Genomic DNA, 25,791 nt, shown 5'->3' with positions numbered 1-25,791 from the left:
CGAGCTTCAGGCTGAGCCCGTCTTTGAACGAATCCTCCTCTCGTTCCCACGAAGTCAGCAGCCCGCATGGCGCGCGTTCGGCAGAAGAACACTGCGCCCGAGCTTGTGTCGCCAAGCACGGCGTTGCGGCTTTACGAACTTCAGGGACTGGGAGGTCCGGGTCGCCGCGCATGGCCTTCCACAGCGCATCATTATCTGCGGCTATCTTAGCAGCCTTGAGAGCCGCAACGCTTTCGTCAGTAATCCGGAGGCTGACTTTCTTCCGCACCCTCCCGCCGAACCTTGAACGTAGCTCCCCGGGGGTATTTGCGGTTGTAGTAGTAGTATAGCCCCCCGCCAACGAGGGTAAGGTGCTTTGCCACTAGGAAGATACCGGAAGACAATCTGCGGATAAGTTTCATGGAGGTTGCCCAGAAAGTTGCCCACCTTGCAAGCAAGGCGGTGACTTGGCTAACCTGCTGAAATGTTGACGGATTTATCGCGTTAGGATGGTGCCCAGGAGAGGACTCGAACCTCCACGGCTTTCACCACTGGTACCTGAAACCAGCGCGTCTACCAATTCCGCCACCTGGGCACGTGGGACGCTCTCTTAGGGGCGCCGCATGGCGTCTGTCAATGTGGCTCTGTGGGAAAATGCGCCTTCGAACGGAAAAAGAGCGTCGGCGGGGCGGCCAAAGCCTCGCGGCGCATTTCCTTCCCCACCGAATTTCGCTAGAGCACGGGCGACGAATTTTCCAGCCGGCCCGGCCGGCGCGGCGAACGGAGCAAGAGAACGATGAACGGCGTGAACGGTGGCGCGGGGCGCGTTGTGACGGTATTTGGCGGTTCGGGCTTCGTCGGGCGCTATGTCGTGCGGGCGCTGGCGCGCGACGGCTGGCGCGTGCGCATCGCCTGCCGCCGCCCTGACCTCGCCTTTCACCTGCAGCCGCAGGGCCGCGTCGGCCAGGTGATGGCGGTGCAGGCCAATGTCCGCCATCCCGAATCGGTCGCCGCCGCGCTACGCGGCGCTTCGGCCGTGGTGAATCTCGTCGGCATCCTGGCCGAGAGCGGCGCGCAGAAATTCTCCAAGGTGCAGGCCGAGGGCGCCAAGACCATCGCCGAGGCCGCCAAGGCCGCCGGCATCGACACTCTCGTGCATATTTCGGCGATCGGGGCGGACCCCAATTCGGCCTCGCAATACGCCCGCAGCAAGGCCGCGGGCGAGGCCGCTGTGCTCGCCGCGGTTCCCACCGCCGTCATTTTGCGCCCCTCGGTGATCTTCGGCATCGAGGACCAGTTCTTCAACCGCTTCGCCACCATGGCCCGCTATTTCCCGGCAATTCCGGTCGTCGGCGCGGAGACGAAGTTCCAGCCGGTCTATGTCGGCGACGTCGCTGAGGCGGTCGCCGCCGCTGTCGCCGGCCGCGCCAAGGCGGGCGCAGTCTATGAGCTCGGCGGCCCGGAGGTGCGCAGCTTCGCGGCGCTGATCGACTTCGTCCTGAAGGTCACCGAGCGCGAGCGGCATGTCGCCAAGCTCTCCTTCGCGACCGGCAAGCTCGTCGCCTCCATCACCAGCCTCTTCACCAAGCTGTCGCTCGGGCTGTTCCCGACACTGCTGCGCATGACGGCCGATCAGGTGGAGCTGCTGCAGCACGACAATGTCGTGAGCGCTGCGGCGATCAAGGAAGGCCGCACGCTGCAGGGGCTCGGCGTCGAGCCGCAATCCTTCGAGGCCATCGCGCCGACCTATCTCTATCGCTACCGCAAGACCGGGCAGTATCAGGCGCAGCGCCTGGAGGCGTGAGAGGAAGGCGGGATGCGCTCGCGACGCCCCCTCCCTGTCCCTCCCCCGCCATAGGGCGTCTGAAGGACGCCCGTCTTTCGACGGGCTATGGCGGGAGAGGGGACGCTCCCGATCAGCATTCTTGATGAAAGCGACAATCTGCTCCCTCTCCCGCGAAGCGGGGGAGGGTTGGGGAGGGGGCTTCCAGACGCTTGGATTACCGCCCCGCCCAACGCGCCTGCCGCTCCGCCGACAGCATTTTGTGAATCCGCGCCATGAAGGCGACGCCGAAGAGCGGCGTCAGCACATTGAGGCCCGGCGTCACGACGAAGGCGGCCATGAACAGGCCGGCGAGGAAGAGCTGCGGCGCATAGCGCCGGCGCAGCTCCGTCGCCTCCTCGAGCGAGCGGAAGCGCGTCGCGGCGAAGAGGAAATATTCGCGCCCGAGCAGATAGGCGTTGGCGAGCAGAAAGGCCACGGCGTTTATGCCGGGCAGAAGCAGCAGCAGCAAAGCGAGAAAATTCACGCCCGCCGACACGGCCGCGAATTTCACGCCCATCATGACCGCCTGAGAGACCGGTATGGCCGTGCCCCTTTCGCCGGGCGGATAAAGATCGGCTTCGACGACATCGGCGAGATCATCAAGAAAAAGCCCCGTGACCAGCGCCGATATCGGGCCGATGAGAAAGGCGAGAAAGACAAACAGCCCGACGCCCGTCGCATAAGTGAGCGCGAGCTGCAGCCAGGAATGGTCGACGGAGATATAGGACAGAGCAAGCTTATCGAGCCCGACCCATGCCAGCGCCAGCAGCAGGAAGGTCATCCCTAAGCTCTTGAACAACACATTGCGGAACGGCGGCGAGACGATCTCGCGCAGGGAGGCGAGGGCGGCGTCGAACATGAAAGTCATGCATGGCCTCTTCTTGGAAGCGCGCCTTTGATGAAAACCGGCGATCGTTGCGCGCTCCGGCAGCCGCCCGCGCGGCGACCGCCCAGCAAATGGCGATAGAACGGCACGGACGCAAGGGGGCTTGCATCCAGCGTTTCATTGGATGGGCCAGGGGGCGATGCAGCCAAGGCGACCTCTCTCCAGCAAATTCACCGACACGAAAAGCCCCGCCGTCTCTCGACGCGAGCTGTAAGGGAAGTCCGGAACGCCCCGGCCCCGTTCGGCCGAGATGTATTTTGTTTATGCGCACCGGAGCTAAAGCGTCCCGGACACGGTCTTTATACACGCGCACCTTTTCCCGACGGAGTGACCTCGCTCCCGGACACGGCCCCTGACAGGACCGCTTCTTTCCCGCCTGACGCAAAACGCCAGACGGGCGCGCGCTCGAACGCCGCGGGCAATGTCATTCCCGCAGTTTTCCAATGCCGTCTTCCTTGGGGCGCGGGCTCCCTTTTCAGGAGTGACCGCGGCGCAGCCCGAAGGAATATTGAGGCCCAGCCTTTTGCGCGTGAGCGTTCACGCGCCCCCCGCCAAGGGGAAGCCCGACCGACGACCCGCCCACATCCGCCGAAAGGCCCGGCGGACGCTTGACCGACCCCGCCGCGCCGCCGACCTTGACGACGCCCCTTAGGTGGCGAGGCGGGGGGAACGTAAGGGCGAGTCTGGGGGATGGGGATAGATTTATTTGACGCAGAAGGAGGCCCGGCCCGTCGTCCCCAGAGTGGAGGGTGTGATGGCGGCGTTCGTGAAGATTCCATAATGGAGGGTTTTATTCGAACTGTGACGCGCTGGGTTCAGATAACGTTCAAGTATGGAAACGCGATTTCGGCAGCCCGCAACGGATCGCCTGCCTCTAAGTGGGCCTAATTCTTGAAGTAAGCTGCACGTATGATTCGATCCAAAGATATGGGCGCGGCAGTCCGCGACGAACTCGATGAATTGATCGATCGAGCTTGCGAGGCCGATCCCCTGCCGCACTATGACGAAGAGCTTGAGCCGCCGCGTGGACCGCCCCTATCGCCCGACGAGCGCCGTGATGGGCATCTGTGCCTCGCGATGTCCCAGATGCCGGCCGAGTTTATCGCGAACACAAATACCTTGTGCGGCCGCTGCAACGCGGAGGATTTCTTCAATCGCCCATATCTGAAATTTCTACATGATGCTCACGTCCTTGCCAAATTCGTGGAGCTGACGGCGGTGGAGAACGTCCGTCTCGCCGGCGTTGCGGAGCAGTGGCCAGATGGCTACGTGACGCTAGCAGGCAAGACCCACAATATCGAAATTACCAGCACGCATGGAGGGCGGAAGCTCGGAAAGGAATATCGAGGCCGGTGGACGACAAAAATGGACCCTGTGGAGAGCTGGGTCGCACGCGCCGAGTCGATCCCGTCCAATCTTCGTGAAGTGATAGAAGCCAAAAGCAAAAAGAACTATGCGAGTCCTTGCTGGCTCATTGTCTACCTCAACATCAATGAATGGGGAATTCGCCAAGTTGAGACGGAAAAGGCTATCGAAGCTATAAAGGCAGAGTTTGCGGCTCCGTTCGAAGCGATTTCCGTGTTGTGGAAGGAAAAACTCTACTAAGCCGCTCGCGCGTTGTGCAAAACTCCAGCTTTTTACAACAGGCGGACCCCTTACTTTTCAAGCCCTTCCAACGTGCAGAAGTCTGTTGCGAAACCCGGACTACCCCTCTCCCCGCGCGCGGGGAGAGGCTGGGCCCTCGCGCCCCAATTATGATCTCGGCTCACTCCTGTAGGAGGCCCGCCTGATAACCTCGGAACAAGATGACGAACAGTAAAGCAAGCAGAGTCGCCATAACAGCAAAAATTTGCTGTTTGGTCGCTGCCCGCTGATGACCTTCAACCGCCTCGTCTGGTCTGCGCGCCGGATAGGTCAGTATAATGGCTTCGCCCAGTGCGGGCTGCACACGGCGCATGATTCGCCGTTGGTAGAGCTTGCCGTCCACTTCATATTCTACCCTGCATCGAGTGACCCACCGCGAACCGTTATCGTCCTGCTCGAGGAAGGGCTCGACGTCCGAAATCCTTCCCGCGACTTCCCGTCTCGCGCCCAGAAAAAAGCGCAGCTGTCGGCGAATCGAAAATCCAAAAACGACGATCACAATCGCGGCGACAAGAAGAAATTCCCACATAACAACACCTTTTTGGGGCAGCCTTCAGCGCGGATACAGTCTGGATTTTTTTAGCGCTTTTGACGACCTAAGCTACCTGCCTCCACTTGGATTAGCCCATGATGATCATCGGGCCGGTCTTCGGCATCTCATAAGGTCTATAGAGTCGTGCAAAATATCAAGAATTATGCATATGGGCGCAGCGCTAAGAAAAGGACGCGGTAAAGTGCAAAAGCCCGCCGGAAGGGCGGACTTTTGCGTAATTTGAGCTGGTATCACCTGACGAAGGAAAGCGCCTCCTGCGAGAGGCCAAGGGCCGTTAAATCGTCGGTCGTGACGACCGCCCACTCTTTCATATTGCCCCGCGCTCCCGCATAGGGCTCAACGCAGCCTGCCATCATGAGGCTAGCGACGCGCGTCGCGGGGAGCTTCACGACAAGCCGCCCCTTGCTGGCTTTTGCAAACACCTTCCCCTTGAGCCGCAGGCAGTCGAACCCGAATAATTTCACCCGCTCTACGTGAGACTCAGTCGCGTGCATTGCTTCGGCGACGACTTCGAACAGGCGGGAACCTTCCCACCGTGTGTCACGTTGCTGCGGCTTTTTCTTAGACGAGTTCTTAGCCATTAAGTGCCCCCGCTCGATTGATTGCCGCGTCCGTTTTTAGCCACGCGATTAGTTCGGCCGGATCCTGTCGCTCCAGATAGTTCGCGTCGAGAAACCGATATTTTAGCCGACCGTCCCTGACCACGAATGTCGCGGGCACTGGAAGCTCCCAAGCGCCATTGATTTCCAGAAGATCAAGCCCGAGCTTTCCGTAAATGTCCTTAACCTCGTTGCCAACAGCGAACGAAATACCGAGTCGACGAGCGAGCTTATTATCGTTGTCCCACAGGAATCTGAAATTCGCCGCAGCCTTCGCTTTGGTCTCGATGAGCGCCGTAGATTTTTCCGGCGCGATCGCAAAAACCTCGGCGTTTAACAGCTCAAAGTCTGGCTGATGCTTTTGCAGAGCTTTAAGCTCCAGATTGCAGTAGGGACACCATCCGCCGCGATAAAATTTGATAATCAGGGTGCGACGGCCCCAATAGTCACTGGCGCGCACATTGTTCCCGCCGTCATCGTGCAACTCGAAGTCTGGAAATTCCGCGCCAACCACTGGCGTGCAATATCCGACACCTTCATTCTTGAGACGGGCCACCAAGGCTCCGAAAGAGTCGATGTAGCCAGACGGAAGACGCTGCTCCGCCGCTGCGGTGAATGCAGCGATCTGCTGTGTAAGGGACTCGTGCGCGAGGATTTCCGGGTCGATGCTGTTGGCTTGCTGCTTGCTCATGATCTTAAGCCACCCGCCGCGCTTTGCCGCCCTTGCCGCCGAGCAGCCTCTTAAGGTTTGCAAGGGACATGTTCAGGATCATCGGCATCATGTGCGCCGCCACAAAACGCATTGGTCCCGGCTGCCAGTTGAAGTAGGTTCGGAAAACGAATTCACTGCCGCCATTCCCATGAGGACGCACGAGGAAAACGACCGAGTGATCGCGAGTCGGCATCATGAGCCGGTTTTTGGGCTGAAAGCTGAAAGCATAACCACGCGGCGGGTCCCACCAGATCACCCGCTCGAAAACGTCGCCCATCATGCTGAATGAACAGCTGCGCTCCGAACCGATTCCGCATGAGGCGGGACCGTTGTCAGACGCCGCATGGCTCAAATGCAATGATTTGAGCATCGGGAGCCATTTGCTCATCAACTCCGGCTCGGAAATGGCCGCAAACATTTTTTCGGGGGCCGCGTCATAGTAGCCGACACCTTCGAAGCGCAAGGGAGCTCGAATTTTGCTGGCGGCTTCCGCACACACGGCTTCATTCCCGACCGCAAATACATTCATGCATCCGCTCCTTTTGCAACATCAACATCCGCGAACGAGCCGCCTTGTGATTGTTCGCTTTAATCTCGACAGATAACAGAACATGCATTCTGAAAAGAGTCAATAGGGAACAAGAACAACTGTTCTGTTATTTTTAGCGACGCTGCGCGCTTAGCTCAGGGTCCCAAGGCTGATATTTACAAAATTGGCGATGGAGCGAGGACTCGCGCTCGACCGCGCGAGAGCGGCGAGATTTTGAACAACACCCGCAAGGAAATCTGCCTCCCCTTTGGTGTCGAACTCAGGCCTCAACTCGCCGTTAGCCACTGCATTGCGAAGGGCGCTTTCGAAGCCTGTTGACAGGAAAGTTCGAAAGTCGGCGACTTTTCGCGCCACCGCTTTGTCATCGGGGCCAACCTCAGTAGCTGTATTCCACAGCAAACATCCTATCCGGCCCGACGGCTTAGCCGCGATTTCTCCGAGGCGATGTATAAAGTCTTTGATTGTATCGAGCGAGGCATCGTCGTGGTGCAGGACGCCCGCTAGTTCCCGAACCACAGTGGTTAGGTAGTGGTCAAGCGCCGCAAGAAAGAGACCATGCTTGCTCTCATACACCCCATAAAGGCCATAGCGGCTGACGCCCGTGCCAGTTACGAGGTCCTCAATAGAGGTCGCGTGATAGCCGTATCGCCAAAACACTTTCATCGCAGCATCGAGCGCCGCCGCAGGATCAAATTCTCGGGTTCTAGCCATCGATAACCGTCCTGAAATATCAGAACCGCAATTCTGTATCTCGATTGGGTCAGGGTGTCGAGTTGGTTTTTGTCGCCGGTTCAATCGCGCCGATAAAGTTTTTCCGGCAGAAGTCGCGTTTCGGCGCAATTCACGGCGCGCCGGAGTTCGATGAAGCGCAGGTCGCGCATGGGAAAGGCGCTCAATAATCCCCCGGCCCCTCACCCAACCTCTCCCCGCGAGCGGGGAGAGGAGTCGGGCGCGTCCCGATTACGCCTTCGCTGGCTCCCGCTGCGCATAGCCGAGCCGGATGTTCAGCTCATGCAGCAGCTTCTCGGCCGCGGCGGGGATATTCGTGCCGGGCGGGAAGATCGCCGCGGCGCCGAAGTCGTAGAGGGCCTGGAAATCATCCGGCGGGATGACGCCGCCGACGACCATCATAATGTCCTGACGCCCCACTCCTGCCAACGCGTCGCGCAGCTCCGGGGTCAGCGTCAAATGGCCCGCCGTCATGGTCGAGACGCCGACGATATGGACGTCGGCTTCCTTGGCCTTCTGCGCCACTTCGTCGGGCGTCGCGAAGAGATCGCCGATCACCACGTCGAAGCCCATGTCGGCGAAGGCCGAGGCGATGACCTTCTGGCCGCGGTCATGGCCGTCCTGGCCCATCTTCGCGACGAGAATGCGCGGCTTGCGGCCGGTGTTGTCCTCGAAGTCGCGGGTCATGCCGACAACGCGGCCGACCTGGGCGCTGTCCTTGCCGGCCTCGCGCGCATAGACGCCCGAGATGACATTGGCCTTGGGCTTGTGGCGTGTGAAGACCTTTTCGAGCGCGAAGGAAATCTCGCCAACGCTCGCCTTGGCGCGCGCCGCCTTCACCGCCAGGTCGAGCAGATTGGCGCCCGAGGTCGCGCCCTCGGTCAGCGCATTCAGCGCGGCCTGCGTCGTGGCCTCGTCACGCTCGCCGCGCAGGCGCTTCAGCTTATCGAGCTGCGCGGCGCGCACGGCGGCGTTGTCGACCTTGAGGACGTTGGGCTTGGCGTCGTTTTCGGGCTGATATTTATTGACGCCCACGACGATCTGCGTCCCGCTGTCGATGCGCGCCTGCGTCTTGGCGGCGGCCTCCTCGATGCGCTGCTTGGGCACGCCCGCCGCAATGGCCTTGGCCATGCCCCCTAACGCCTCGATCTCCTCGATATGCGCCCAGGCCTTTTTGGCGAGCTCCGCCGTGAGGCGCTCGACATAATAGGAGCCGCCCCAGGGGTCGATCACGCGCGTCGTGCCGCTCTCCTGCTGCAGCACGATCTGCGTGTTGCGGGCGATGCGAGCGGAGAAGTCGGTGGGGAGCGCGAGCGCCTCGTCCAGCGCATTGGTGTGCAGCGACTGGGTGTGGCCCTGCGTCGCCGCCATGGCCTCGACGCAGGTGCGGATGGAGTTGACGTAGACGTCCTGCGCCGTGAGCGACCAGCCGGAGGTCTGGCAGTGCGTGCGCAGCGTCAGGCTCTTTTCCGACTTGGCGCCGAGATCCTTCATCAGCCGCGCCCACAGCAGCCGCGCGGCGCGCAGCTTGGCGACCTCCATGAAGAAATTCATGCCGATGGCGAAGAAGAAGGAGAGACGCGGCGCGAAGGCGTCGATGTCGAGGCCCGCCGCGACGCCGGCGCGCACATATTCAACGCCATCGGCCAGCGTGTAGCCGAGCTCCAAATCGGCCGAGGCGCCCGCCTCCTGCATGTGATAGCCGGAGATCGAGATCGAGTTGAACTTCGGCATGTTTTGCGAGGTATACGCGAAGATATCCGACACGATCCGCATGGAGGGGTCCGGCGGATAGATGTAGGTGTTGCGCACCATGAATTCTTTGAGAATATCGTTCTGAATCGTGCCGGTGAGCTTGTCGGCGGAGACGCCCTGCTCTTCCGCCGCAACGATGAAGAGCGCCAAAACCGGCAGCACCGCGCCGTTCATGGTCATCGACACGGACATCTGATCGAGCGGAATGCCGTCGAAGAGCGTGCGCATGTCGTAGATCGAGTCGATCGCGACGCCTGCCATGCCGACGTCGCCCATGACGCGCGGATGGTCGGAGTCATAGCCGCGGTGGGTCGCGAGGTCGAAGGCCACGGAGAGGCCCTTCTGGCCGGCGGCGAGGTTACGGCGATAGAAGGCGTTGGAATCCTCGGCCGTGGAGAAGCCGGCGTATTGGCGGATCGTCCAGGGCTGGGCGACATACATGGTGGAATAAGGCCCGCGCACGAAGGGCGCGACGCCGGGGAAGCCGTCGATGAAGGAAAGCCCCTCGACATCCGCCGGCCCATAGGCGCTTTTCACCTCGATGCCCTCGGGCGTCAGCCAGCTACGCGGCGGCGCCTCCTGCGCGACTTTGGTGGCGGCGAAGGGGATTTTGGTGAAATCGGGGATGGCGGACATCGTTTCCTCGGCTGCTTTCGGGGCGTTTTAGACCAGCCCAAGGGGAAGCGCAAAGTCCGCCTAGAAACGCTCGGCGCGGGGCGTTGCAGGCCTATCGCTGGATGGACGCCAGATAAGCGAGCAGCGCCTCGACCTGCTTGGCGTCGAACCGGAACTGCGGCATCTCCGGCCCCTCATGGCCGACGACAATGCCCTCGCCCAGCGCCTCCTCCAGATTGGAAAGGGGATATCTGCGGGCGAGGTAACGGAAGGGCGGCGCTTTGGGGTTGGCGCTCGCGCCTGTTCGGCCGATGGCGTGGCAGCGGCTGCAATTGGCTTTTGCGATGCTGGCGCCGAGAGCCGGACGCCCCCTGTCCGCCGCGGCAGGCGCCGAGCCGAGCGTGGCGGCAAGAACAACGAGGGCGGCGGAGAGCGCGAAGCGAAGCATGTTCGTCAATCTAGCCGCCGCCCCGGCGCCCGCCATCCGCGCCTATTGCCGCACCACCAGCACCGAGCATTTCGCGTGGCGCACGATCGTCTTGGCGTTGGAGCCCAGGAGATAGGTCGCCATGGTCGGGCGATGCGAGCCGACGACGATGAGATCGGCGCCCCAGTCTTCAGCCTCGGCGAGGACCTCGGGATAGACGGCGCCGAAACGCACCGTGGAAGAAACCCGCCCGGCCGGCAGATCGACCTTGCCGGCGACATCCGCCAGATCCCTCTCCGCCGCAAGGCGCATTTCCTCGTCGAAATTCGGCGGGATGTAATCGACAAAAGCCACCGGCACGAGCGGCTGGACGCTCACGAGGCGCAACTGCGCCTCGGGGGCGGCCTTCGCCAGAGACAAGGCGGCGTCGAGCCCGATCCTGGTCATGTCGGCCTCGCCCAAATCCACGGGCACGAGAATCTTCTTGTACATCGACGCCGCCTCCCTCTATGGTTTTCGTTCAAATCGTCCGGCCATAATATAGGCGCTCGGCCATCCCCGCGCGAGCGGGCGGGTCGCCGCATGGCTAGAAAATCCTTATTGCTTGCGCGTCAGGCGGCCGACCGCCGCTTTCGTCGCCATGATGGTCTCGAGCGACTGCGCGCGCTTGGAGGCGGCCTGCGCCACGGCGGCTTTCACCTCCTCGACCGTGTAAGGCTTGGGTATCACCAACACGGGCTCGAGGTCGCCGGTTTGAAGCCATTGCGGAACGGCGGTCACGAACACCACCGCCGCGTCGATCTGCTTGAGCATCTCGTCGACCGCGACGATTCCCGAGCTGCCGTCGGCCAGCCGCACATCGGCGACCACCACCGCCGGCCGCGATTTGAGGGCGAGCGACAACGCCTCTTCCTGGGTGCGGGCCGGACCGATCACCCGGTGCCCGAGGTCGGTGATGATGAACTCTATGTCTTTGGCGATGATGGACTCGTCTTCGACGACCAGCACGTCGAGGGCGCGCTGGCGACGTTTCATCCGGGGGTGCGGCGCTGTTTCGGGCGCCTGCGCTTCATCCAGGGGCAAATTCACGGCGGAGCCTCTCTCCTCGCAGCAATCCTGCGGTTTCGGACGCCAATCTCCCGAGAAGAAGCGCGTCGATTAACGGCAAGCGCTCACGCGCGGCTCAAGCAATGGATCGTTAACGCGCGTAAATGCCGAGCGTTCCGAGGCGCTTGCCGCTTTTGCGCGACGCGCTGCGTTGCGGCATTTTGTCCATTCTTGCGTTCTCCGCCCAAAATGGGCGCGGCCTCGTTGAAGCAAACGGAAGCGCCCAATAGATTCACGATCAGTCAGCTTACCTTCCTGCTGATCTTGCCCTTTTGGGCGTTCTCCCCCCGACTTGGGCTGCTGGCGACGGCAGCCCATTTTTCTTTCGAGATCAGATATAAGGGGCGAGCGCGCGCACCAGTTTCACGAGGCGGCGCATTTCTCGCTGCCAGAACTGTTCGTAATCCGCCCGGATGATCGGCTGGTCGTTACGCACCGCCACCTGCCATTTGTCCGGCTCGACCTTTTCCAGAAGGCCGCGCTTCTGCAAAGCGAGCAGCTTTCTGCGCACCGTCTCCCGCGGGATTCCGGTGAGCTCCGATATTCGGGAGAGGGTGGGCGGAACCGCCCACAGAACGTCCTGCTCCTGCTCCTGCAGGCGGCCGCGCTCCTCGCGCAGATAGTAACGGGAAACGAAAATAAAGATCAGCAGCTCGTCGAGATCACCGTTGAATACCTTACGAAAATCGATGAGCTGGGCGACCAGAAACTCGATGAACTCATGCTGAAAGGTCACATAGTTTTCCTGAACGATCGTATCCGGAAAACTCCTCTCTTCGTCGGGCATGGGATTATCCAGTCGGGCACATCGGGAATGAGCGGAACGACGCTTCGGCGCGCCACGCACGCGAGACCGGCGCCCTCGGCTCGCGACGCTGACGCGAAGGCAAATGCCGGCGATAGTCGTTCCGTCACGAGATAAAGGGCGTCCCTCGCCAGAGAGGTTGAGGGACGCTCATTTTCGACAATCAGACCGCCTGCATCGCCTCCGGCTTGGAGCGGCCGCGCTTCACCATCAACTTATTGAGCGCCGAGACATAGGCGCGCGCCGAGGCGACGAGCGTGTCCGGATCGGCGCCCCGGCCCGTGACGGATTTGCCGTCTTCGGTCAGGCGCACGGAGACTTCCGCCTGCGCGTCGATGCCCTCGGTGACGGCGTGGACCTGATAGAGCTCCAGCGTCGCCTCATGCGGGGCGAGCGCCTTGATGGCGTTGAAGATGGCGTCCACCGGGCCATTGCCGGTCGCCTGGTGGGTCACCTTGTCGCCGTCGATGTCGAGCGTCAGCGCCGCGGACTGCGGACCATGTGTGCCGGCCATGACCATCAAAGCGAGCACCTTGATGTGATCATGCGCCGAAACGATCTCGTCGTCGACGAGCGCAACCAGATCTTCGTCGTAGACGAACTTCTTGCGGTCGGCGAGATCCTTGAAGCGGTTGAAGGCGTCCTGCAACGCATTCTCGCCGAGATCGTACCCCAGCTCCTTCAGCTTTTCGCGGAAGGCGTGGCGGCCGGAGTGCTTGCCCATGACGAGCGAGGTCTTGGTGACGCCGACGCTCTCGGGCGTCATGATCTCGTAAGTATGCGCATTTTTGAGCATGCCGTCCTGATGGATGCCGCTCTCATGCGCGAAGGCGTTACGGCCGACGATGGCCTTGTTGTATTGCACCGGGAAGGACGTCACCGCCGAGACGAGCTTGGAGGCGCGCGTCAGCAGCGCCGCGTCGATATTGGTGCGATAGGGCAGAATGTCGTGACGCGTTTTCAGCGCCATCACGATTTCCTCCATCGCGGCATTGCCCGCGCGCTCGCCCAGACCATTGATCGTGCATTCGACCTGCCGCGCGCCGCCGCGCACGCCAGCGAGCGAATTGGCGACCGCGAGCCCCAGATCGTCGTGGCAATGGACGGAGAAAATCGCCTTGTCGGAATTGGGCACGCGCTCGCGCACGGTGCGAAAGAGCTGCTCATATTCCTGCGGCGTCGTATAGCCGACCGTGTCGGGAATATTGATCGTCGTCGCGCCGGCTTTGATCGCCGTTTCGACGCAGCGGCACAGGAAATCGATTTCCGTGCGCGTGCCATCCTCCGCCGACCATTCGACGTCGGCCACCTGATTGCGCGCGCGACCGACCGAAGAGGCGACCAGCTCCAGCACACGCGCGGGCTCCATCTGGAGCTTGTATTTCATGTGAACGGGCGAGGTGGAGATGAAAGTGTGGATGCGCGCCCGCTTTGCCTCGCGCAGCGCCTCGGCGCAGCGGTCGATGTCTTTTTCGGACGCGCGCGCCAGGCCCGCGACCGTCGCATTCTTCACGCGCCGCGCGACCTCGCAGACGCTTTCGAAATCGCCGGGGCTCGCAATTGGAAAGCCCGCCTCGATGATGTCGACGCCCAATTGGTCGAGCAGTTCGGCGACTTCCAGCTTTTCCTCCAGCGTCATGGAGGCGCCCGGCGATTGCTCGCCGTCACGCAGGGTCGTGTCGAAAATGACGACGCGCTCGCCGTCCTGGGAGCCATGTGCGGTATGGGTCATGATGAAACTTTCTGAAGCTGCTGCGCCCGATGTCAGGGCATATTCGGGTTACGTCGAGCCCCTGACCGCCTGGGCAAAAGCCCTGCGGGCGTCAGGGGCGACGAAGGAGCAGCAGGCCGGCGCGCGCAAAAGCCGCGCAAGAGCCGGCAAGCCCGCACGCCTTTTTAGCTTCAAATGTGGCGGTATCGGCAGCCACCTTCCGACGTCCTCGCTTCGACGGCCTTCTCCAGGCCGAAATCCGCCCAAGGATAAGCAAATACGCGGCGGCAGGCAAGCGACCGCCTGCGCGTCCGGCGTAAGTCGAGGCTATCAAAAGTCTATTCGAAGCGCATTTGTTTTTTTGCGCTTTCCGCCATTCGTGCCTCTTGCCCAAAGGCCGATATGAGCCCTAACATCTCTCCATGGTCAAAACCGCCTTCTCGATCCGCCACGCACGCCCCGGCGACGCCGAGGAAATTGCACGGGTTCACGACGCTTCCTGGCGCGACGCCTATCGCGGCGTCATTCCTGGAGTCGAGCTCGAACGCATGATTGCGCGGCGCGGCCCGGCTTGGTGGCATTCCGCGATCGTGCGCGGCACGGGCCTGCTCGTGCTGGATTTCGACAAGCAGATCGCCGGCTATTCGACCTATGGCCGCAACCGCGTGCCGTCGATGCCCTATTCGGGCGAGATCTTCGAACTGTATTTGGCGCCGCAGCATCAGGGCCTGGGCTTGGGCCGGCGCCTGTTCAACGCAGCGCGGCGCGAGCTCGCCGAGCACGGCTATCTCTCGACGATCGTCTGGGCGCTCGCCGATAATGAGAAGGCGCTGTCTTTCTACCGCGGCCTCGGCGGCCAGACCGTCCGGCGCGCGGAAGAGCGCTTCGGCTCGGATATGCTGACGCGCGTCGCCTTCGGCTTCGTCTCCGCGCCCGTGCGCTGATCACGCCGTCATTGCGAGCGTAGCGAAGCAATCTCCTCGCAGTGATCGACTGATACGAGATCGGCTTGGGCTGGTTCGGTGTCATTCCCGACGCTCGCGCAGCGAGTGATCGGGGATCCAGAGCAAAATCAGCGCTATTTTGGCTCTGGATTCCCAGTCGCTTTCAGCCCGTCGGGAATGACAATCCCCAATGCGAGCTGTTCAAACGGAAATGGCATGACGCTCAGCGCCCTTTCAGCCTCGCGAGGATTTCCTTCGTCGCGAAGCCGTCAGCGGGCTGTATCCCTTCCGCGATCTGGAAGGCATGGACGGCGTTACGGCTGGTGCGGCCCAACTTCCCGTCGATTGAGCCCCGGTAATAGCCCTTCTCGGTCAGCAACTGCTGCATCGCCTTGACGTCGCCCGTGGAAAGCGGCGTGACGCGCGGCCAGGGCGTCACGGGCGTGTCGCGGCCTGCGATGCGATCCGCAAGTATCGCGACCGACATCGCATAGGCGTCCGAAGTATTATATTGGCGGATCACCTCGAAGTTGTCCGAGATGAGAAACGCCGGCCCATTCGCGCCAGCCGGCAAGTAAAGGCTTGCTGCGCCACTTGAGGGCAGCGCCTCTCCGTCCGCCCGCTGAACGCCCAGCGACCGCCAGCGGCCGAAGTCGAGATCGAAGGCGGCGAAATCGAAGCCATCCGGCAGGCGGACCTCGACGACCGCAGGAAGGCCAGCGACCCAACCGGATTTCGCAAGGAAACTCCCGATCGAGGCGACAGCGTCCGCATGCGAACGCCAAATGTCCGGCGCGCCGGCGCCGTCGTCGCTTTCCGCATATTTAAGATAGGCGGAAGGCATGAACTGCGGCTGGCCCATGGCGCCGGCCCAGGAGCCGCGCAATTGGGCGCGCGTCGCATAGCCCTTTTCCAGCATCACCAGAGCGGCGACGAATTCCTCGATAAACGTCTCGGCGCGGTGGCCTTTCCAGGCGAGCGTCGCCAGCACCTTCAGCACATCGGCGCCCCCGGTCGCCGTCCCGAAATTGCTCTCGACGCCGAGAATGGCGACGATGATCTCGCCAGGAACGCCATGCCGCGCCGTCGCCCGGCGCAAAGGGCCGGCGAGCTCCGCCGCGACGGATTGGCCGCGCGCGACGCGGCTGCTCGTCACCGCTCCAGCGAGATAGGCGGGGATGGAAATGGTGAATTCCGCCTGGGCCTTGGGCTTGGCGAGAACGCCCGGCTCCGGCGCGAGGCCAAAGACCGCCGCCTCGAAGGTGGCGCGGGAGACGCCCGCCGCCTGGGCTTGCGGCCAGATGTTTTGCAGAAATTGCGCGAAATCTTCAGCCTGCGCCGGAAAAGCGAGCGCGGTCAGGCTCAGAGCCAGGCCCTGCAACAAGGCGCGGCGACGATCGAAAAGGCTCACGGCTCTTTCCCTGCGGCTCATTGGCTTCCCTTGGCCCTGCTTGTTTGGAAATCTTTCATATTGCAGCATTTGACAGGCCAGCCGCGCTGCCGTCTACTGAAGACAACAGAGTTTTGAGGGGCGAGATTGCTCGCTGTCGGTCCTTACAATGACACATCAAGCTGTGCCTAGAAGCTTCAACGACTCCCGCCGCTTGCGGGAGCAGCCCGCCGGCGTTCCGCTGGACCCCAAGACCAAGCTCCGCAACGCCGGCCTGCGCCCCACCGTGCAACGTCTGGCGCTCAGTAAGCTTCTCTTCGGCAAAGGCGATCGTCACGTCAGCGCCGAGGCGCTCCATGCGGAGGCGCGCGAAGCCGGCCTCACCATGTCGCTCTCGACGGTCTACAACACGCTGAACCAATTCGCGCAAGCTGGGCTTCTGCGCGAGATCGCGGTCCAGGGCCCGCGCACCTATTTCCACACCCGCACCTCGCCTCACCACCATTTCATGGATGAAGCCACAGGCCGCATGTTCGACGCGGCCGATCGCTCGGTAGAGTTCTCCCGCCTGCCGGCGCCGCCGGAGGGCATGGAGATCGTCGGCTGCGACGTGATCATCCGCATCCGCCCCAAGAAGGGCTGAGCGGCGATGCGCCTGAAGGCGCGCGGTCCAGCGCCACCATTGGACCGCGCGCCTTCAGGCGCGCTCAGTTTATCAGCAAACCTCCAAGGCGGCCTCGTCCTTCGAGACGCGAGCTTCGCTCGCTCCTCAGGATGAGGCCTAAGTGTTTGATGCAGAAGCCCCTCATGCTGAGGAGCCTGCGCAGCAGGCGTCTCGAAGCGCGAGGGGCGTCGTCGCCACTTTATCAGCAGTCCGAGCGCGCCTTTAGGCGCGCCTGATTATCTTCAGCCCAGAAGCTTTTTCAGCTCCGCCCGCAGGCCGTCGGCCACATCCGGCCGCGCCAGGCCGAAGGCGACATTCGCCGCGAGGAAGCCGAGCTTCGAGCCCGTGTCATAGGTGCGGCCGTCGAAGCGCACGCCGTGGAAGGGCCGCTCCTTGGCAAGATGGATCATGGCGTCGGTGAGCTGGATCTCGCCGCCCGCGCCCTTCTCGCCCTTTTCGAGCAGCGCGAAAATCTCCGGCTCGAGAATATAGCGTCCCGAGATAATGAAGTTGCTGGGCGCGGTGCCCTGCGGCGGCTTCTCCACCATGCCGGTGATCTCGAACGTCTCGCCGAAATCCTTGCCCTTGGCGACGATCCCATATTGATGCGTCTCCTCGGGCCTCACCTCCTCGACGGCGATGATGTTGCCGCCGTGCTTCTCATAGGCCTCGACGGCCTGCGCCATGCAGCGCGAGGTTTTGCCGGCGGCCGGGAGGGTGATCATGTCGGGAAGCAGCACCGCGAAGGGCTCGTCGCCGATGATCTCGCGCGCGCACCAGACGGCGTGGCCGAGGCCCAGCGGCGCTTGCTGGCGCGTAAAGCTCGTGGCGCCCGCCTTCGGCAGATCGGCCATCAGGCTTTCGTATTCTTTTGTCTTGTTGCGGCGCTTGAGGGTGTCCTCGAGTTCATAGGACATGTCGAAGTGGTCCTCGATCGCGGCCTTGCCGCGTCCGGTGACAAAAACGAAGTGCTCGATTCCGGCCTCGCGCGCCTCGTCGACCACATGCTGGACCACAGGACGGTCGACGACCGTCAGCATTTCCTTCGGCACCGCCTTTGTGGCCGGCAGGAAGCGCGTGCCGAGGCCGGCGACAGGAAAAACAGCCTTACGTATGCGTTTGGTCATTGGTCCGACTTCGAGTGGTTAGGTTACGGAAGCGCCGAATCTCGCGTAAAAGACTCAAATTCTACGCAGCCAGCCTGAGTTTTAACGATGCGGCGTTAATTTGGGGTGAGGAACACCGGAGGGGCAAGATGACGGTTTTGGTCACGGGCGGCGCCGGCTACATCGGCAGCCATACAGTTCTGGAGCTCCTCGACGCCGGCGAAAGACCGGTCGTGCTGGACGATCTGTCGACCGGCTTTCGTTGGGCGGTCCCCGAGGGGGCGCAACTGATCGTCGGCGACGACGGCGACGAAAAGCTCGTCGCGGAGCTGATCCGCGACCATAAAGTCGACGCCATCATCCATTTCGCCGCCAAGATCGTCGTCCCCGACTCCGTCGCCGATCCTTTGGGCTACTATCTCAACAATACGGCGAAAGCGCGCTCGCTGATCGCGACCGCGGTCGGCTGCGGCGTGAAGCATTTCATCTTCTCCTCGACCGCCGCCGTCTATGGCGATCCCGAGCATCTGCCCGTGACCGAGGACGAGCCCTTGAAGCCCGTCTCCCCCTATGGCCGCTCCAAGCTCATGGTCGAATGGATGCTTGAGGATACGGCGCGGGCGCATGATTTCGCCTATGTAGCGCTGCGTTATTTCAACGTCGCGGGAGCCGACCCCAAGGGCCGCTCCGGCCAATCCACGCCGAACGCCACCCATCTCATCAAGGTCGCGGCGCAGGCGGCGCTCGGCAAGCGGCCGAAGATGCAGGTCTTCGGCACGGATTATCCCACCCCGGACGGCACCTGCGTGCGCGACTATATCCAGGTCACGGACCTCGCCCGCGCCCATCTCGACGCTTTGCGCTATCTGCGCGACGGTGGAAAAAGCCTCGTCGCCAATTGCGGTTATGCGCATGGTTTCTCGGTGCTGGAGGTCATCGAGGCGGTCAAGCGCATCTCCGGCGTCGATTTCCCGGTCGACTACGCCCCGCGCCGGCCAGGCGATCCGGCGGCCATCGTCGCCGCCAATGATCGCGCCCGCAATGTGCTCGGCTGGACGCCGGAGCACGATAATCTGGACGAGATCGTGCGGCAGGCGCTCGATTGGGAGAGGAAGCTCGGCGAGCGCTCGGGTCATCCGGGGTAGGCCGGTCCTGCAGTATGGTCGCCGCGGGCCCGTAGTGCGCGGCGGCCTACTGCCGAAAAAGCTCAGGGCTCCGAATCCAGGTTAATAAACCCTGTGCAGCCGCGTCATGCCCGCGCCTGTCGCGGGCATCCACGCCGAGACATGACGACACGCTGGGAGAAGAAGCGGCGTTGGTCCGCTCATGTTCTCAGCTTTCCGCTTCGGCGCGGCGTGGATGGCCGCGACAAGCGCGGCCATGACGCTGGAGACATCTGCGCAGGTTGAAGGCGCAGAAGTGAAGTTGAAGAGGCTCTCCAATCACGCCTCCAGCCGCTCGACAATTGTTCGCAGCACCTTGAGACGGGCGAACTTCTTGTCATTGGCCTCGACCAGCGTCCAGGGCGCGAGCCGCGAGCTGGTGCGGTCGACCATGTCGGTCATCGCCTGTTCGTAAAGGGCCCATTTCTCGCGGTTGCGCCAATCGTCGGGGGTCAACTTGTAGCGCTTGAACGGCTTGGCTTCCCGATCCTGGAAGCGGCGCAACTGCTCGTCCTGCGAGATCGCGAGCCAGAATTTGACGACGAGATAGCCGCACTCGCCGAGCTGGCGTTCGAAATCATTGATCTCCGGATAGGCGCGCATCCAATCCTCCGGCGGCGCGAAGCCCTCCACGCGCTCGACGAGCACGCGTCCGTACCAGCTACGGTCGAAGATGGCGACGTCGCCGCGGCGCGGGAGATTGCGCCAGAAGCGCCAGAGATAGGGCCGCGCCAGCTCTTCGTCGCTGGGCGCGGCGACGCCATGGACCCGGAAGCGGCGCGGATCGAGCGCCTCGCGCACGCGCCGGATCGCCCCGCCCTTCCCCGCAGCGTCATTGCCCTCGAAGACCAGGACAAGCCCTCTGTTGCGAAAGCTCTTGGCCGTCGTGGCCTCGGTCAGGCGCTGCTGCAAGTCCCGCAGCTCCTGACTGTAGGTCTCCCGATCGGCGGTTTTCGCCAGATCCAGCGCGGAAACGAGGCTCGGCCGCGGCAAAGCGCTCTCCGGCGTCGCGACGGCCTGCGTGCTCGGCGCTGCCGGCGTCCCCTCGGCGGCGCTTGTCAGGGTCTGCAATAAGAGATCGCCGACGGCGGCGTCGCGGTAATGCGGGTCGGACGCCGGCACCACGGCCCAGGGCGCATTGCCGGTGGAGGTCTTTTCGATCATCTCCAACGCCGCGTCGGTCAGGCGGGCCCGAGCCTTGCCGCCGTCGATCTCGTCCCATTCGATGACGGCGGGGCGGCGCAGCGCGCCATTGGCCTCGCGCAGCTTCTCGAGCCGCTTCTGCGCCTCGCGATCGTCCATATGGAGCCAGATCTTGAGGAGATGCACGCCCTCGCGGCGCAGCATTTCCTCGGAGCGGATCATATCCTCGAGCGCGTTGTCGTAAGCGTTTTTATCCAGCCGCCCCAAGGCGCGGTTGCGCAGCAGCCGATGGTGCCAGGAGCCGAGCACGAGCGCGATGCGTCCCTTGGGCGGCATATCCCGCCAATAGCGCCAGGAGCCGGGGCGCGCCCGCTCTTCGTCCGTCGGTTTGCGGTAAGAGAGGGTCTCGACGAGATGGTCGTCGAGCCAGTCGTAGAGCCGGTTGACCACCTCGCCCTTGCCGGCCCCGTCCGAGCCGTTGACGAGCACCATGATCGCGGCGCGCCTCTGCTCCGCCACCTCGAACTGCGCGTCGAGCAAAAGCTCGCGCAACCGCGTCTCGGCGGCCTCGAACTCATCCTTGGTCATGACATGCGGCAGGTTGGCGGATTCGAACATGGGTCTCTTTCCGGCAAAGGCAACTTTTCAAACGGGCAAGCTGTGGTAGATGTAGCGGCAAGCGGGTCCCGTAGCTCAGCAGGATAGAGCAGCGGTTTCCTAAACCGAAGGTCACAGGTTCGAATCCTGTCGGGACCGCCATAAGCTTCAAAGAAAATCTGCGCTCGGCAATACTCTTCGACGGGCATAAACAAAAAGAAAAGGCCCGGCGTGAACCGGGCCTCCCTTGAAAACGAAAGGCTGGATTTCGCTCGGTCAAAAACTCGCGAGGACCGGCGCCGAGCCCCAGTTGAAATGGTAGTTCACGCCCGCGCGCACGATATTGCCGCGGATGGGCGCGGAGACCACAGGCGTTGTCGCCGCGAAGGTCCAAGTGGGAACCGGCGTGAAAGCGATGCCCGCGCCGCCGAAGGTGTGGATCGCGCCCAAGTCGTAATAGAGATATTCGACCTTTGCGGACCAGTTCGGCATGAACATCCATTCGAGGCCGCCGCCCGCCGTCCAGCCCGTCGCCGTGTCGGAGAAGCTCGAGAAGCCGGCGCCGAACTGGCTGGTCGGGTTGAGGATTTGAAGCGTGCTCGCGTTCAAGGTCACGCCGCCATAGGCGAAGCCGCCCGTGCCATAGAGCAAGAGGGTCGGCATGACGAGCCAGCCCAAGCGACCACGCACCGTGCCGAGATAGTCGAGGCTGCCTGAAAGCCGCGTGAACTGGCTCACGCTGAAGCCCGAGGGGAGCGGCAGCACGCCAAAAAGGGTGGTGTCGCCGCCGCCGCTGGCGACGCCCTGGATGTCCGCCTCCAGGCCCACGAGGAAGTTCTGGTAGAACTGGTAATTATAGCCCACCTGGCCGCCGCCGATGAAGCCGGAACGGTTGCCGATCCCCGCAAATCCCTGGCCGCCGCTGAACCAGGCCCATTGGCCGGGCCCAGGCGCAGGCTGGGGGCCGCCCCAGCGCTTGGTGGGCGCAGACGTCACGAGGACGCCGTCGAACTGCGTGAGCGTTGCCGTTGTGTCGGAGGCCCATGTCCCGCCGGCGTTCACGCCAGCATAGAAACCTGTCCAGGTCGGCAAGGGCGCAGCCGCCGGCGCCACGGCGGGCGGAGCCTTAAGGGACGGAAGGTCCGCCGCAAAGGCGGAGCCCGCCATCAACGCCGAAGCAGCAACCGAAAGACAGAATTTTTTCATAACGATCATCCTCCTTGAATCACGCCTCTAGTGATCGCGGGGAATAGATCGCACGTATAGTTTTATGAGAAGATGGATATTACGGCAAAGTCGTTCTTTATTATCGCATGTGCCAAATGTGCAACAGATATTGCCAATAATAAAGTTAAGTCATAGGCATGTGTAGTAGTTATACTTACTTATATCTGCTTACGTGTAGCTACGTACAGGAGGACATGCTTTGCCGTGCGCCAATGAGGGTCGCTGTGCGGCGTCCATGCGAGGAAGCGCCCGGTTCCATGACGTCGCATCTGAGCCATCTTCGCGCCTCTTTTCACACGGACGCTTCCGCCAAAAGATGCGCTGTGGCGTCGATGCCGCGGTACGCTCTCGCGCCCTTCCTTTTTGATGGATTTTCGGATATGCGCCGCCGCCCAACAGCTTTCCTTGCCGCTGTGATCATCATGCTCGCCGCGGGGTGGGCCAATGCGCAAGATCGACCGTCCCACGCAAGGAAATCCAGCGCGGAAAAGCGACCGGCGCCGCCCGTGAGCGAGCCGGCGCCCTGCCCTCGCGCCACATGGAAGGACGATCCCGTCTGCTTCGGAGAAGGAGACCGAGACGCTTTGCCGGTTCCATCGGCTGCCTCGATCCAACATGAGCGGACCGCCGACGGCATCGAGATCAAGCCGACAGCGAAGCTCAACCCGCGCCCGACCGGCCCCGGCGGCGGCGCCTATCAATCGGAAAACACCTACCAATCGAACGGAAACTCGGTTACCTCGAATTACGGCGGCGGCCTCAGCCTGCATCTTCCTTTCTGAAACTGGCGTCGGAGACGCGCCCGCCGGCTCGACAACCGATTATTCCGGAGCCTGATCCATGGCCGATGAAGCCCGCCCGCCGCTGCCGCCCTTCACCGATGAAACGGCGCGGCAGAAAGTAAGGCTTGCCGAAGACGCCTGGAACAGCAGGGACCCGGCGCGCGTGGCCTTGGCCTATACCTTCGACAGCCAGTGGCGGAATCGGTCGCGATTCATTTCCGGCCGCGCCGAAATCATCGCGTTTCTCGAAGCCAAATGGGCAGCCGAACAAGACTATCGGCTAATCAAGGAGATCTGGGCGCATCAGGGCAATCGCATCGCCGTGCGCTTCGCCTATGAATATCACGACGCGTCCGGCAACTGGTTTCGCGCCTATGGCAACGAGAATTGGGAGTTCGCCGAAAACGGGCTCATGCGCCGGCGCATCGCCAGCATCAATGATCTGCCGATCGACGAAAAAGAGCGCAAGCTGACCTTCCCGCAAGGGCGTCGTCCCGACGATTTCCCCGGCCTCACCGAGCTCGGTCTTTGAGTCCTCACACGGGGAAGCAGGACGACGCGCGGATGTCGAAACTCGGCAGGTTCAAATAGGGCGCGAAATTCGGGAAGGCGTAGCTCGCCGAAACGAGATTGCCGCAGGATGACTGGCTGAAGGAGAAGGTCGTAGCGGGAAGGTTCAGACCGAAAGCCTGACCGACTGCGAACTGCTGGATCGCGGCGGGCGAGCCGCAGACCGCCGGATTAATGGTCGCGCATCGCGCGGCCATTTCGGCCCCGTGCTGCAATCCGACTTGCGTCCACATCCACATGCCGAGCTGAAAGGTCGCCAACAGACCGAGCAGAAACAGCGGCGCCGTGAAAGCGAATTCAACGGCGGCGACGCCAGAGACATTATCGAGGAATTTTTTGGAAATCATTTGATGCGCACCGTCGATTGAGCCGTGAGGGCGAAGCTTTTGGGAAGCAGCGGATAGGCAAGGACGGTCTGGTAGGTCGCGCTCGCCGACGCCTGGACGAACTGACCGGCTGCCGAACCGGAGGCGCAAATCGAGCCGCAGGCGGCCGCCACAACGCCGGTCGCCGAGGCGCAACCGCAATAGAGCTGCGGCTGCGGAGCGGCGCTGACCCCCGAATAGCTCGTGGCGGCGAGAATGGCGTTGGTCGTTCCGTTCTGATCATAGCCATGCACGGCGGCATATTCGGCGCCGGCTTGCGCGGCTGATTGCACCTGCATCTTTCGGTAGATCCCGAGACCCAAATCCGCGACGCAGATGGTGCAAAGGGCAAGCGCCGGGAGGATGAGCGCGAGCTCTATGCTCATTACCCCCGCGATCGACCGCCCGCTGTGGTCGAACAAAGTCCGAAGAGCGAATAGGGCGCCGCTCGCCGTTTGCGCGTTAAGACGCATCATCTTCACTCCACAAGCGACGCGAGATTGGACATTTGCTTCGTCCCATAGGCGCCGCAGTTGATGGCGAGATTCGAGACGCCGACGAAATTGATGGTGTCGGCGATGAGCTGCGTGCAATTATTCGCGCCGCCCGTGCCGCCGGAAAAGGAGAGCGCGCCTTTCGGCAGATAGACGGCGCCGCCAAAGACCTGGTCGCCATTTCCCGCGAATTTGAAGCTCGTCGACGCCGGCATGCCGCGATCGCCGAAAATGACGACGCCCGCCAGCGGACCCGTCGTCGGCGCGGTGAGATTGATCGTCGCCCCGCCCGTCGATGTCGCGGTGGCGTAGTTCTTTCCCGTGCTGGACGTGAAAACCAGCGTGACGCCCGTGCCCTGAATGGTCGACTGGCCGGCCGCCTGAAAGCTTCCCTGATCCAGATAATAGACGCCCGGAGACAGCGTGACATTCGCGCCGGCTTTGAAGGTCATGCCGCCGCAGTAGACGCCCGGGGTCATGGTTTGCGTGCTGCTGGTCGTGAAATTGGTGTAGTCGCAACCTGAGAACGGCGGATAGGCCGCAGCAGCGTAAGGGTCTGCGGCTGCGGAGGCGCCAGACTTCATGCCCAGCGTGGTCGTGATATTCGACGCTCCGGATATCCCGCCGACGACCGCGGCGTACATCGCCGAAAGCGTAGCGGAGCCGCCGACGTTGAGCGCCGTGGCGCTGCTGGAATCGCCATAGAGGCTACAGTTGTTCAGAGCGACCGTGTTTGTCCCTTGAAGATTGATCGCGCTGCTCGCGCTCGCGTTCAAGGATAGGACGCAACCGGGATGGCCGCTCACCGCGACGGCGCGCGCTGCAACGGCGAGAGGCTGCGAACTGAAAAACTGCGAAAAGAAACGCGGCTGGGGCCCTTGCAGGACGATCTCTAAAGCGCCCGCGGTCGCCCGATTGGGGCCGGAGAGCGGCGGCGTGTTGAGGGCGAGCGTGACCCCGTTCGTTCCCGGCGCAACGCCATAGGAGGACGCAATGGCCGCGGCTTGCGTCGTGAGATTGCTCTCGCCGAGAGCGGCCGCCGCCGCAGCGCTGAGCGCGGCGGAGTCGGCGGCGCTCTGCATGAGCTGGTGCTTGTAATACCAGAGCCCAACTTCCGCCCCGAGACTGACGCTGCCGATGATGACAGGCATCGAGAGAGCGGCGAGGACGACATAAGACCCAGCAGTGTCCCCGGCGAATGCGCCGAACGCCAAAGCAATGTCATTGCGGAGATATTGTTGCAAAGCTGAAGCATATCTTCCAGGCATATTGCCACGCTCATCCAAAACTCGCGGAAACTGCATAGTTTATGCAAGTATTTACTCGAATAAGCTGCGGTAATTTTCTTAATCCCCTGTTACAAAATTGCCAGCGACCTAAAATTTTTGACCTACATCAAACGCTAAGCCAGCGCTTTTATTTGTATGCTGAAAGAGCGCCTCATTGGAC

26 protein-coding genes and 2 tRNA genes are annotated in these 25,791 nt (G+C 62.4%); 8 read left to right on the top strand and 20 right to left on the bottom strand.

Annotated features, from left to right (window positions below; genetic code table 11):
* Window positions 1–489 precede the first annotated feature (489 nt).
* A tRNA-Leu gene (locus tag JJT62_RS04255) sits at window positions 490–574 on the bottom strand.
* Window positions 575–775: 201 nt separating this feature from the next.
* Between JJT62_RS04255 and JJT62_RS04250 the strand changes: the two genes are divergently transcribed.
* Window positions 776–1,783 (top strand): complex I NDUFA9 subunit family protein, encoded by a 1,008-nt coding sequence (locus tag JJT62_RS04250; RefSeq protein ID WP_202071399.1) that lies wholly within the window; start codon window positions 776–778, stop codon window positions 1,781–1,783.
* Between the two features lie 196 nt (window positions 1,784–1,979).
* On the opposite strand, the gene JJT62_RS04245 is transcribed toward JJT62_RS04250, so the two are convergent.
* Window positions 1,980–2,672, bottom strand: a complete 693-nt coding sequence (locus JJT62_RS04245; RefSeq protein ID WP_202071398.1) for a sulfate transporter family protein — start codon at window positions 2,670–2,672, stop codon at window positions 1,980–1,982.
* Between the two features lie 927 nt (window positions 2,673–3,599).
* Here JJT62_RS04245 and JJT62_RS04240 point away from each other — a divergent pair.
* A complete protein-coding gene (locus JJT62_RS04240; RefSeq protein ID WP_210340540.1) occupies window positions 3,600–4,295 on the top strand; it encodes a hypothetical protein in 696 nt (231 codons plus the stop codon).
* A 160-nt stretch (window positions 4,296–4,455) separates the two neighbouring features.
* Here JJT62_RS04240 and JJT62_RS04235 read toward each other — a convergent pair whose 3' ends face one another.
* From JJT62_RS04235 to JJT62_RS04185, 11 genes are all read right to left on the bottom strand, one after another.
* Window positions 4,456–4,863, bottom strand: coding sequence for a DUF3592 domain-containing protein (locus tag JJT62_RS04235; RefSeq protein ID WP_202071396.1), 408 nt, complete (start codon window positions 4,861–4,863; stop codon window positions 4,456–4,458).
* A 254-nt stretch (window positions 4,864–5,117) separates the two neighbouring features.
* The gene (locus tag JJT62_RS04230) at window positions 5,118–5,468 is read right to left on the bottom strand and encodes a hypothetical protein (protein ID WP_202071395.1); all 351 of its coding nucleotides are present in this window, start codon (window positions 5,466–5,468) and stop codon (window positions 5,118–5,120) included.
* Window positions 5,461–6,177, bottom strand: a complete 717-nt coding sequence (locus JJT62_RS04225) for a peroxiredoxin-like family protein (protein WP_202071394.1) — start codon at window positions 6,175–6,177, stop codon at window positions 5,461–5,463. The genes JJT62_RS04230 and JJT62_RS04225 overlap by 8 nt, the downstream gene beginning before the upstream one ends.
* A 4-nt stretch (window positions 6,178–6,181) precedes the next feature.
* A complete protein-coding gene (locus JJT62_RS04220; protein WP_202071393.1) occupies window positions 6,182–6,727 on the bottom strand; it encodes an SRPBCC family protein in 546 nt (181 codons plus the stop codon).
* A 150-nt stretch (window positions 6,728–6,877) separates the two neighbouring features.
* Window positions 6,878–7,459, bottom strand: a complete 582-nt coding sequence (locus JJT62_RS04215) for a TetR/AcrR family transcriptional regulator (RefSeq protein WP_202071392.1) — start codon at window positions 7,457–7,459, stop codon at window positions 6,878–6,880.
* Window positions 7,460–7,708: 249 nt separating this feature from the next.
* A complete protein-coding gene (gene scpA, locus JJT62_RS04210; protein ID WP_202071391.1) occupies window positions 7,709–9,868 on the bottom strand; it encodes a methylmalonyl-CoA mutase in 2,160 nt (719 codons plus the stop codon).
* Window positions 9,869–9,959: 91 nt separating this feature from the next.
* Entirely contained in the window at window positions 9,960–10,295 is a 336-nt protein-coding gene (locus JJT62_RS04205; protein WP_202071539.1) for a cytochrome c, read from the bottom strand.
* A 42-nt stretch (window positions 10,296–10,337) separates the two neighbouring features.
* Window positions 10,338–10,766: a universal stress protein gene (locus JJT62_RS04200; protein ID WP_202071390.1), complete on the bottom strand. Its 429-nt coding sequence runs from the start codon at window positions 10,764–10,766 to the stop codon at window positions 10,338–10,340.
* A 105-nt stretch (window positions 10,767–10,871) separates the two neighbouring features.
* Complete coding sequence (locus tag JJT62_RS04195; protein WP_202071389.1) at window positions 10,872–11,309, bottom strand: response regulator; 438 nt, start codon at window positions 11,307–11,309, stop codon at window positions 10,872–10,874.
* Window positions 11,310–11,712: 403 nt separating this feature from the next.
* Window positions 11,713–12,168, bottom strand: coding sequence for a helix-turn-helix domain-containing protein (locus JJT62_RS04190; RefSeq protein ID WP_202071388.1), 456 nt, complete (start codon window positions 12,166–12,168; stop codon window positions 11,713–11,715).
* A 181-nt stretch (window positions 12,169–12,349) separates the two neighbouring features.
* Window positions 12,350–13,918, bottom strand: a complete 1,569-nt coding sequence (locus tag JJT62_RS04185) for a 2-isopropylmalate synthase (RefSeq protein WP_202071387.1) — start codon at window positions 13,916–13,918, stop codon at window positions 12,350–12,352.
* Window positions 13,919–14,319: 401 nt separating this feature from the next.
* Between JJT62_RS04185 and JJT62_RS04180 the strand changes: the two genes are divergently transcribed.
* Entirely contained in the window at window positions 14,320–14,841 is a 522-nt protein-coding gene (locus tag JJT62_RS04180; RefSeq protein WP_202071386.1) for a GNAT family N-acetyltransferase, read from the top strand.
* Window positions 14,842–15,064: 223 nt separating this feature from the next.
* Here the strand turns inward: JJT62_RS04180 and JJT62_RS04175 are convergent, their stop codons facing one another.
* Complete coding sequence (locus tag JJT62_RS04175) at window positions 15,065–16,252, bottom strand: lytic murein transglycosylase (protein ID WP_370568474.1); 1,188 nt, start codon at window positions 16,250–16,252, stop codon at window positions 15,065–15,067.
* A 148-nt stretch (window positions 16,253–16,400) separates the two neighbouring features.
* Here JJT62_RS04175 and irrA point away from each other — a divergent pair, with 148 nt between their 5' ends.
* Window positions 16,401–16,874, top strand: a complete 474-nt coding sequence (gene irrA, locus JJT62_RS04170; protein ID WP_246744674.1) for an iron response transcriptional regulator IrrA — start codon at window positions 16,401–16,403, stop codon at window positions 16,872–16,874.
* 263 nt (window positions 16,875–17,137) lie between these two features.
* Here the strand turns inward: irrA and galU are convergent, their stop codons facing one another.
* Window positions 17,138–18,022 carry a UTP--glucose-1-phosphate uridylyltransferase GalU gene (gene galU, locus JJT62_RS04165; protein WP_202071384.1) on the bottom strand — a complete coding sequence of 295 codons (885 nt, stop codon included), beginning with the start codon at window positions 18,020–18,022 and terminating at the stop codon, window positions 17,138–17,140.
* Between the two features lie 128 nt (window positions 18,023–18,150).
* Between galU and galE the strand changes: the two genes are divergently transcribed.
* Window positions 18,151–19,146 carry a UDP-glucose 4-epimerase GalE gene (galE, locus tag JJT62_RS04160; protein ID WP_202071383.1) on the top strand — a complete coding sequence of 332 codons (996 nt, stop codon included), beginning with the start codon at window positions 18,151–18,153 and terminating at the stop codon, window positions 19,144–19,146.
* A 297-nt stretch (window positions 19,147–19,443) separates the two neighbouring features.
* Here galE and pap read toward each other — a convergent pair whose 3' ends face one another.
* Window positions 19,444–20,925, bottom strand: a complete 1,482-nt coding sequence (pap, locus tag JJT62_RS04155; protein WP_202071382.1) for a polyphosphate:AMP phosphotransferase — start codon at window positions 20,923–20,925, stop codon at window positions 19,444–19,446.
* A gap of 64 nt (window positions 20,926–20,989) precedes the next feature.
* Here pap and JJT62_RS04150 point away from each other — a divergent pair.
* Window positions 20,990–21,066, top strand: a tRNA-Arg gene (locus JJT62_RS04150).
* A 114-nt stretch (window positions 21,067–21,180) separates the two neighbouring features.
* Here the strand turns inward: JJT62_RS04150 and JJT62_RS04145 are convergent.
* A complete protein-coding gene (locus tag JJT62_RS04145) occupies window positions 21,181–22,110 on the bottom strand; it encodes an outer membrane protein (RefSeq protein ID WP_202071381.1) in 930 nt (309 codons plus the stop codon).
* Window positions 22,111–22,511: 401 nt separating this feature from the next.
* Here JJT62_RS04145 and JJT62_RS04140 point away from each other — a divergent pair, with 401 nt between their 5' ends.
* Together JJT62_RS04140 and JJT62_RS04135 are read left to right on the top strand one after the other, a co-directional pair.
* Window positions 22,512–22,913, top strand: a complete 402-nt coding sequence (locus JJT62_RS04140; RefSeq protein WP_202071380.1) for a hypothetical protein — start codon at window positions 22,512–22,514, stop codon at window positions 22,911–22,913.
* 58 nt (window positions 22,914–22,971) lie between these two features.
* Window positions 22,972–23,445 (top strand): nuclear transport factor 2 family protein, encoded by a 474-nt coding sequence (locus JJT62_RS04135; RefSeq protein ID WP_202071379.1) that lies wholly within the window; start codon window positions 22,972–22,974, stop codon window positions 23,443–23,445.
* 4 nt (window positions 23,446–23,449) lie between these two features.
* Here the strand turns inward: JJT62_RS04135 and JJT62_RS04130 are convergent, their stop codons facing one another.
* From JJT62_RS04130 to JJT62_RS04120, 3 genes are all read right to left on the bottom strand, one after another.
* Window positions 23,450–23,830: a TadE/TadG family type IV pilus assembly protein gene (locus JJT62_RS04130; RefSeq protein ID WP_202071378.1), complete on the bottom strand. Its 381-nt coding sequence runs from the start codon at window positions 23,828–23,830 to the stop codon at window positions 23,450–23,452.
* Window positions 23,827–24,234, bottom strand: coding sequence for a TadE/TadG family type IV pilus assembly protein (locus JJT62_RS04125; protein WP_202071377.1), 408 nt, complete (start codon window positions 24,232–24,234; stop codon window positions 23,827–23,829). Before JJT62_RS04125 ends, JJT62_RS04130 begins: the two co-directional genes overlap by 4 nt.
* A gap of 92 nt (window positions 24,235–24,326) precedes the next feature.
* Window positions 24,327–25,586, bottom strand: a complete 1,260-nt coding sequence (locus tag JJT62_RS04120; RefSeq protein ID WP_202071376.1) for a pilus assembly protein TadG-related protein — start codon at window positions 25,584–25,586, stop codon at window positions 24,327–24,329.
* Window positions 25,587–25,791: the final 205 nt, after the last annotated feature.

The sequence above is a fragment of the Methylocystis sp. Sn-Cys genome, from assembly GCF_016745395.1.
GTDB classification, from domain to species: Bacteria; Pseudomonadota; Alphaproteobacteria; order Rhizobiales; family Beijerinckiaceae; genus Methylocystis; species Methylocystis iwaonis.
This window is presented reverse-complemented; position numbering and strand designations above follow the sequence as displayed.

Excerpts from the sequence above, each read along its gene's own strand:
- JJT62_RS04250 (WP_202071399.1), top strand. The coding sequence starts at position 776 with ATGAACGGCGTGAACGGTGGCGCGGGGCGCGTTGTGACGGTATTTGGC.
- JJT62_RS04245 (WP_202071398.1), bottom strand. The coding sequence starts at position 2,672 with ATGACTTTCATGTTCGACGCCGCCCTCGCCTCCCTGCGCGAGATCGTC.
- JJT62_RS04240 (WP_210340540.1), top strand. The coding sequence starts at position 3,600 with ATGATTCGATCCAAAGATATGGGCGCGGCAGTCCGCGACGAACTCGAT.
- JJT62_RS04235 (WP_202071396.1), bottom strand. The coding sequence starts at position 4,863 with ATGTGGGAATTTCTTCTTGTCGCCGCGATTGTGATCGTCGTTTTTGGA.
- JJT62_RS04230 (WP_202071395.1), bottom strand. The coding sequence starts at position 5,468 with ATGGCTAAGAACTCGTCTAAGAAAAAGCCGCAGCAACGTGACACACGG.
- JJT62_RS04225 (WP_202071394.1), bottom strand. The coding sequence starts at position 6,177 with ATGAGCAAGCAGCAAGCCAACAGCATCGACCCGGAAATCCTCGCGCAC.
- JJT62_RS04220 (WP_202071393.1), bottom strand. The coding sequence starts at position 6,727 with ATGAATGTATTTGCGGTCGGGAATGAAGCCGTGTGTGCGGAAGCCGCC.
- JJT62_RS04215 (WP_202071392.1), bottom strand. The coding sequence starts at position 7,459 with ATGGCTAGAACCCGAGAATTTGATCCTGCGGCGGCGCTCGATGCTGCG.
- scpA (WP_202071391.1), bottom strand. The coding sequence starts at position 9,868 with ATGTCCGCCATCCCCGATTTCACCAAAATCCCCTTCGCCGCCACCAAA.
- JJT62_RS04205 (WP_202071539.1), bottom strand. The coding sequence starts at position 10,295 with ATGCTTCGCTTCGCGCTCTCCGCCGCCCTCGTTGTTCTTGCCGCCACG.
- JJT62_RS04200 (WP_202071390.1), bottom strand. The coding sequence starts at position 10,766 with ATGTACAAGAAGATTCTCGTGCCCGTGGATTTGGGCGAGGCCGACATG.
- JJT62_RS04195 (WP_202071389.1), bottom strand. The coding sequence starts at position 11,309 with ATGAAACGTCGCCAGCGCGCCCTCGACGTGCTGGTCGTCGAAGACGAG.
- JJT62_RS04190 (WP_202071388.1), bottom strand. The coding sequence starts at position 12,168 with ATGCCCGACGAAGAGAGGAGTTTTCCGGATACGATCGTTCAGGAAAAC.
- JJT62_RS04185 (WP_202071387.1), bottom strand. The coding sequence starts at position 13,918 with ATGACCCATACCGCACATGGCTCCCAGGACGGCGAGCGCGTCGTCATT.
- JJT62_RS04180 (WP_202071386.1), top strand. The coding sequence starts at position 14,320 with ATGGTCAAAACCGCCTTCTCGATCCGCCACGCACGCCCCGGCGACGCC.
- irrA (WP_246744674.1), top strand. The coding sequence starts at position 16,401 with ATGACACATCAAGCTGTGCCTAGAAGCTTCAACGACTCCCGCCGCTTG.
- galU (WP_202071384.1), bottom strand. The coding sequence starts at position 18,022 with ATGACCAAACGCATACGTAAGGCTGTTTTTCCTGTCGCCGGCCTCGGC.
- galE (WP_202071383.1), top strand. The coding sequence starts at position 18,151 with ATGACGGTTTTGGTCACGGGCGGCGCCGGCTACATCGGCAGCCATACA.
- pap (WP_202071382.1), bottom strand. The coding sequence starts at position 20,925 with ATGTTCGAATCCGCCAACCTGCCGCATGTCATGACCAAGGATGAGTTC.
- JJT62_RS04145 (WP_202071381.1), bottom strand. The coding sequence starts at position 22,110 with ATGAAAAAATTCTGTCTTTCGGTTGCTGCTTCGGCGTTGATGGCGGGC.
- JJT62_RS04140 (WP_202071380.1), top strand. The coding sequence starts at position 22,512 with ATGCGCCGCCGCCCAACAGCTTTCCTTGCCGCTGTGATCATCATGCTC.
- JJT62_RS04135 (WP_202071379.1), top strand. The coding sequence starts at position 22,972 with ATGGCCGATGAAGCCCGCCCGCCGCTGCCGCCCTTCACCGATGAAACG.
- JJT62_RS04130 (WP_202071378.1), bottom strand. The coding sequence starts at position 23,830 with ATGATTTCCAAAAAATTCCTCGATAATGTCTCTGGCGTCGCCGCCGTT.
- JJT62_RS04125 (WP_202071377.1), bottom strand. The coding sequence starts at position 24,234 with ATGAGCATAGAGCTCGCGCTCATCCTCCCGGCGCTTGCCCTTTGCACC.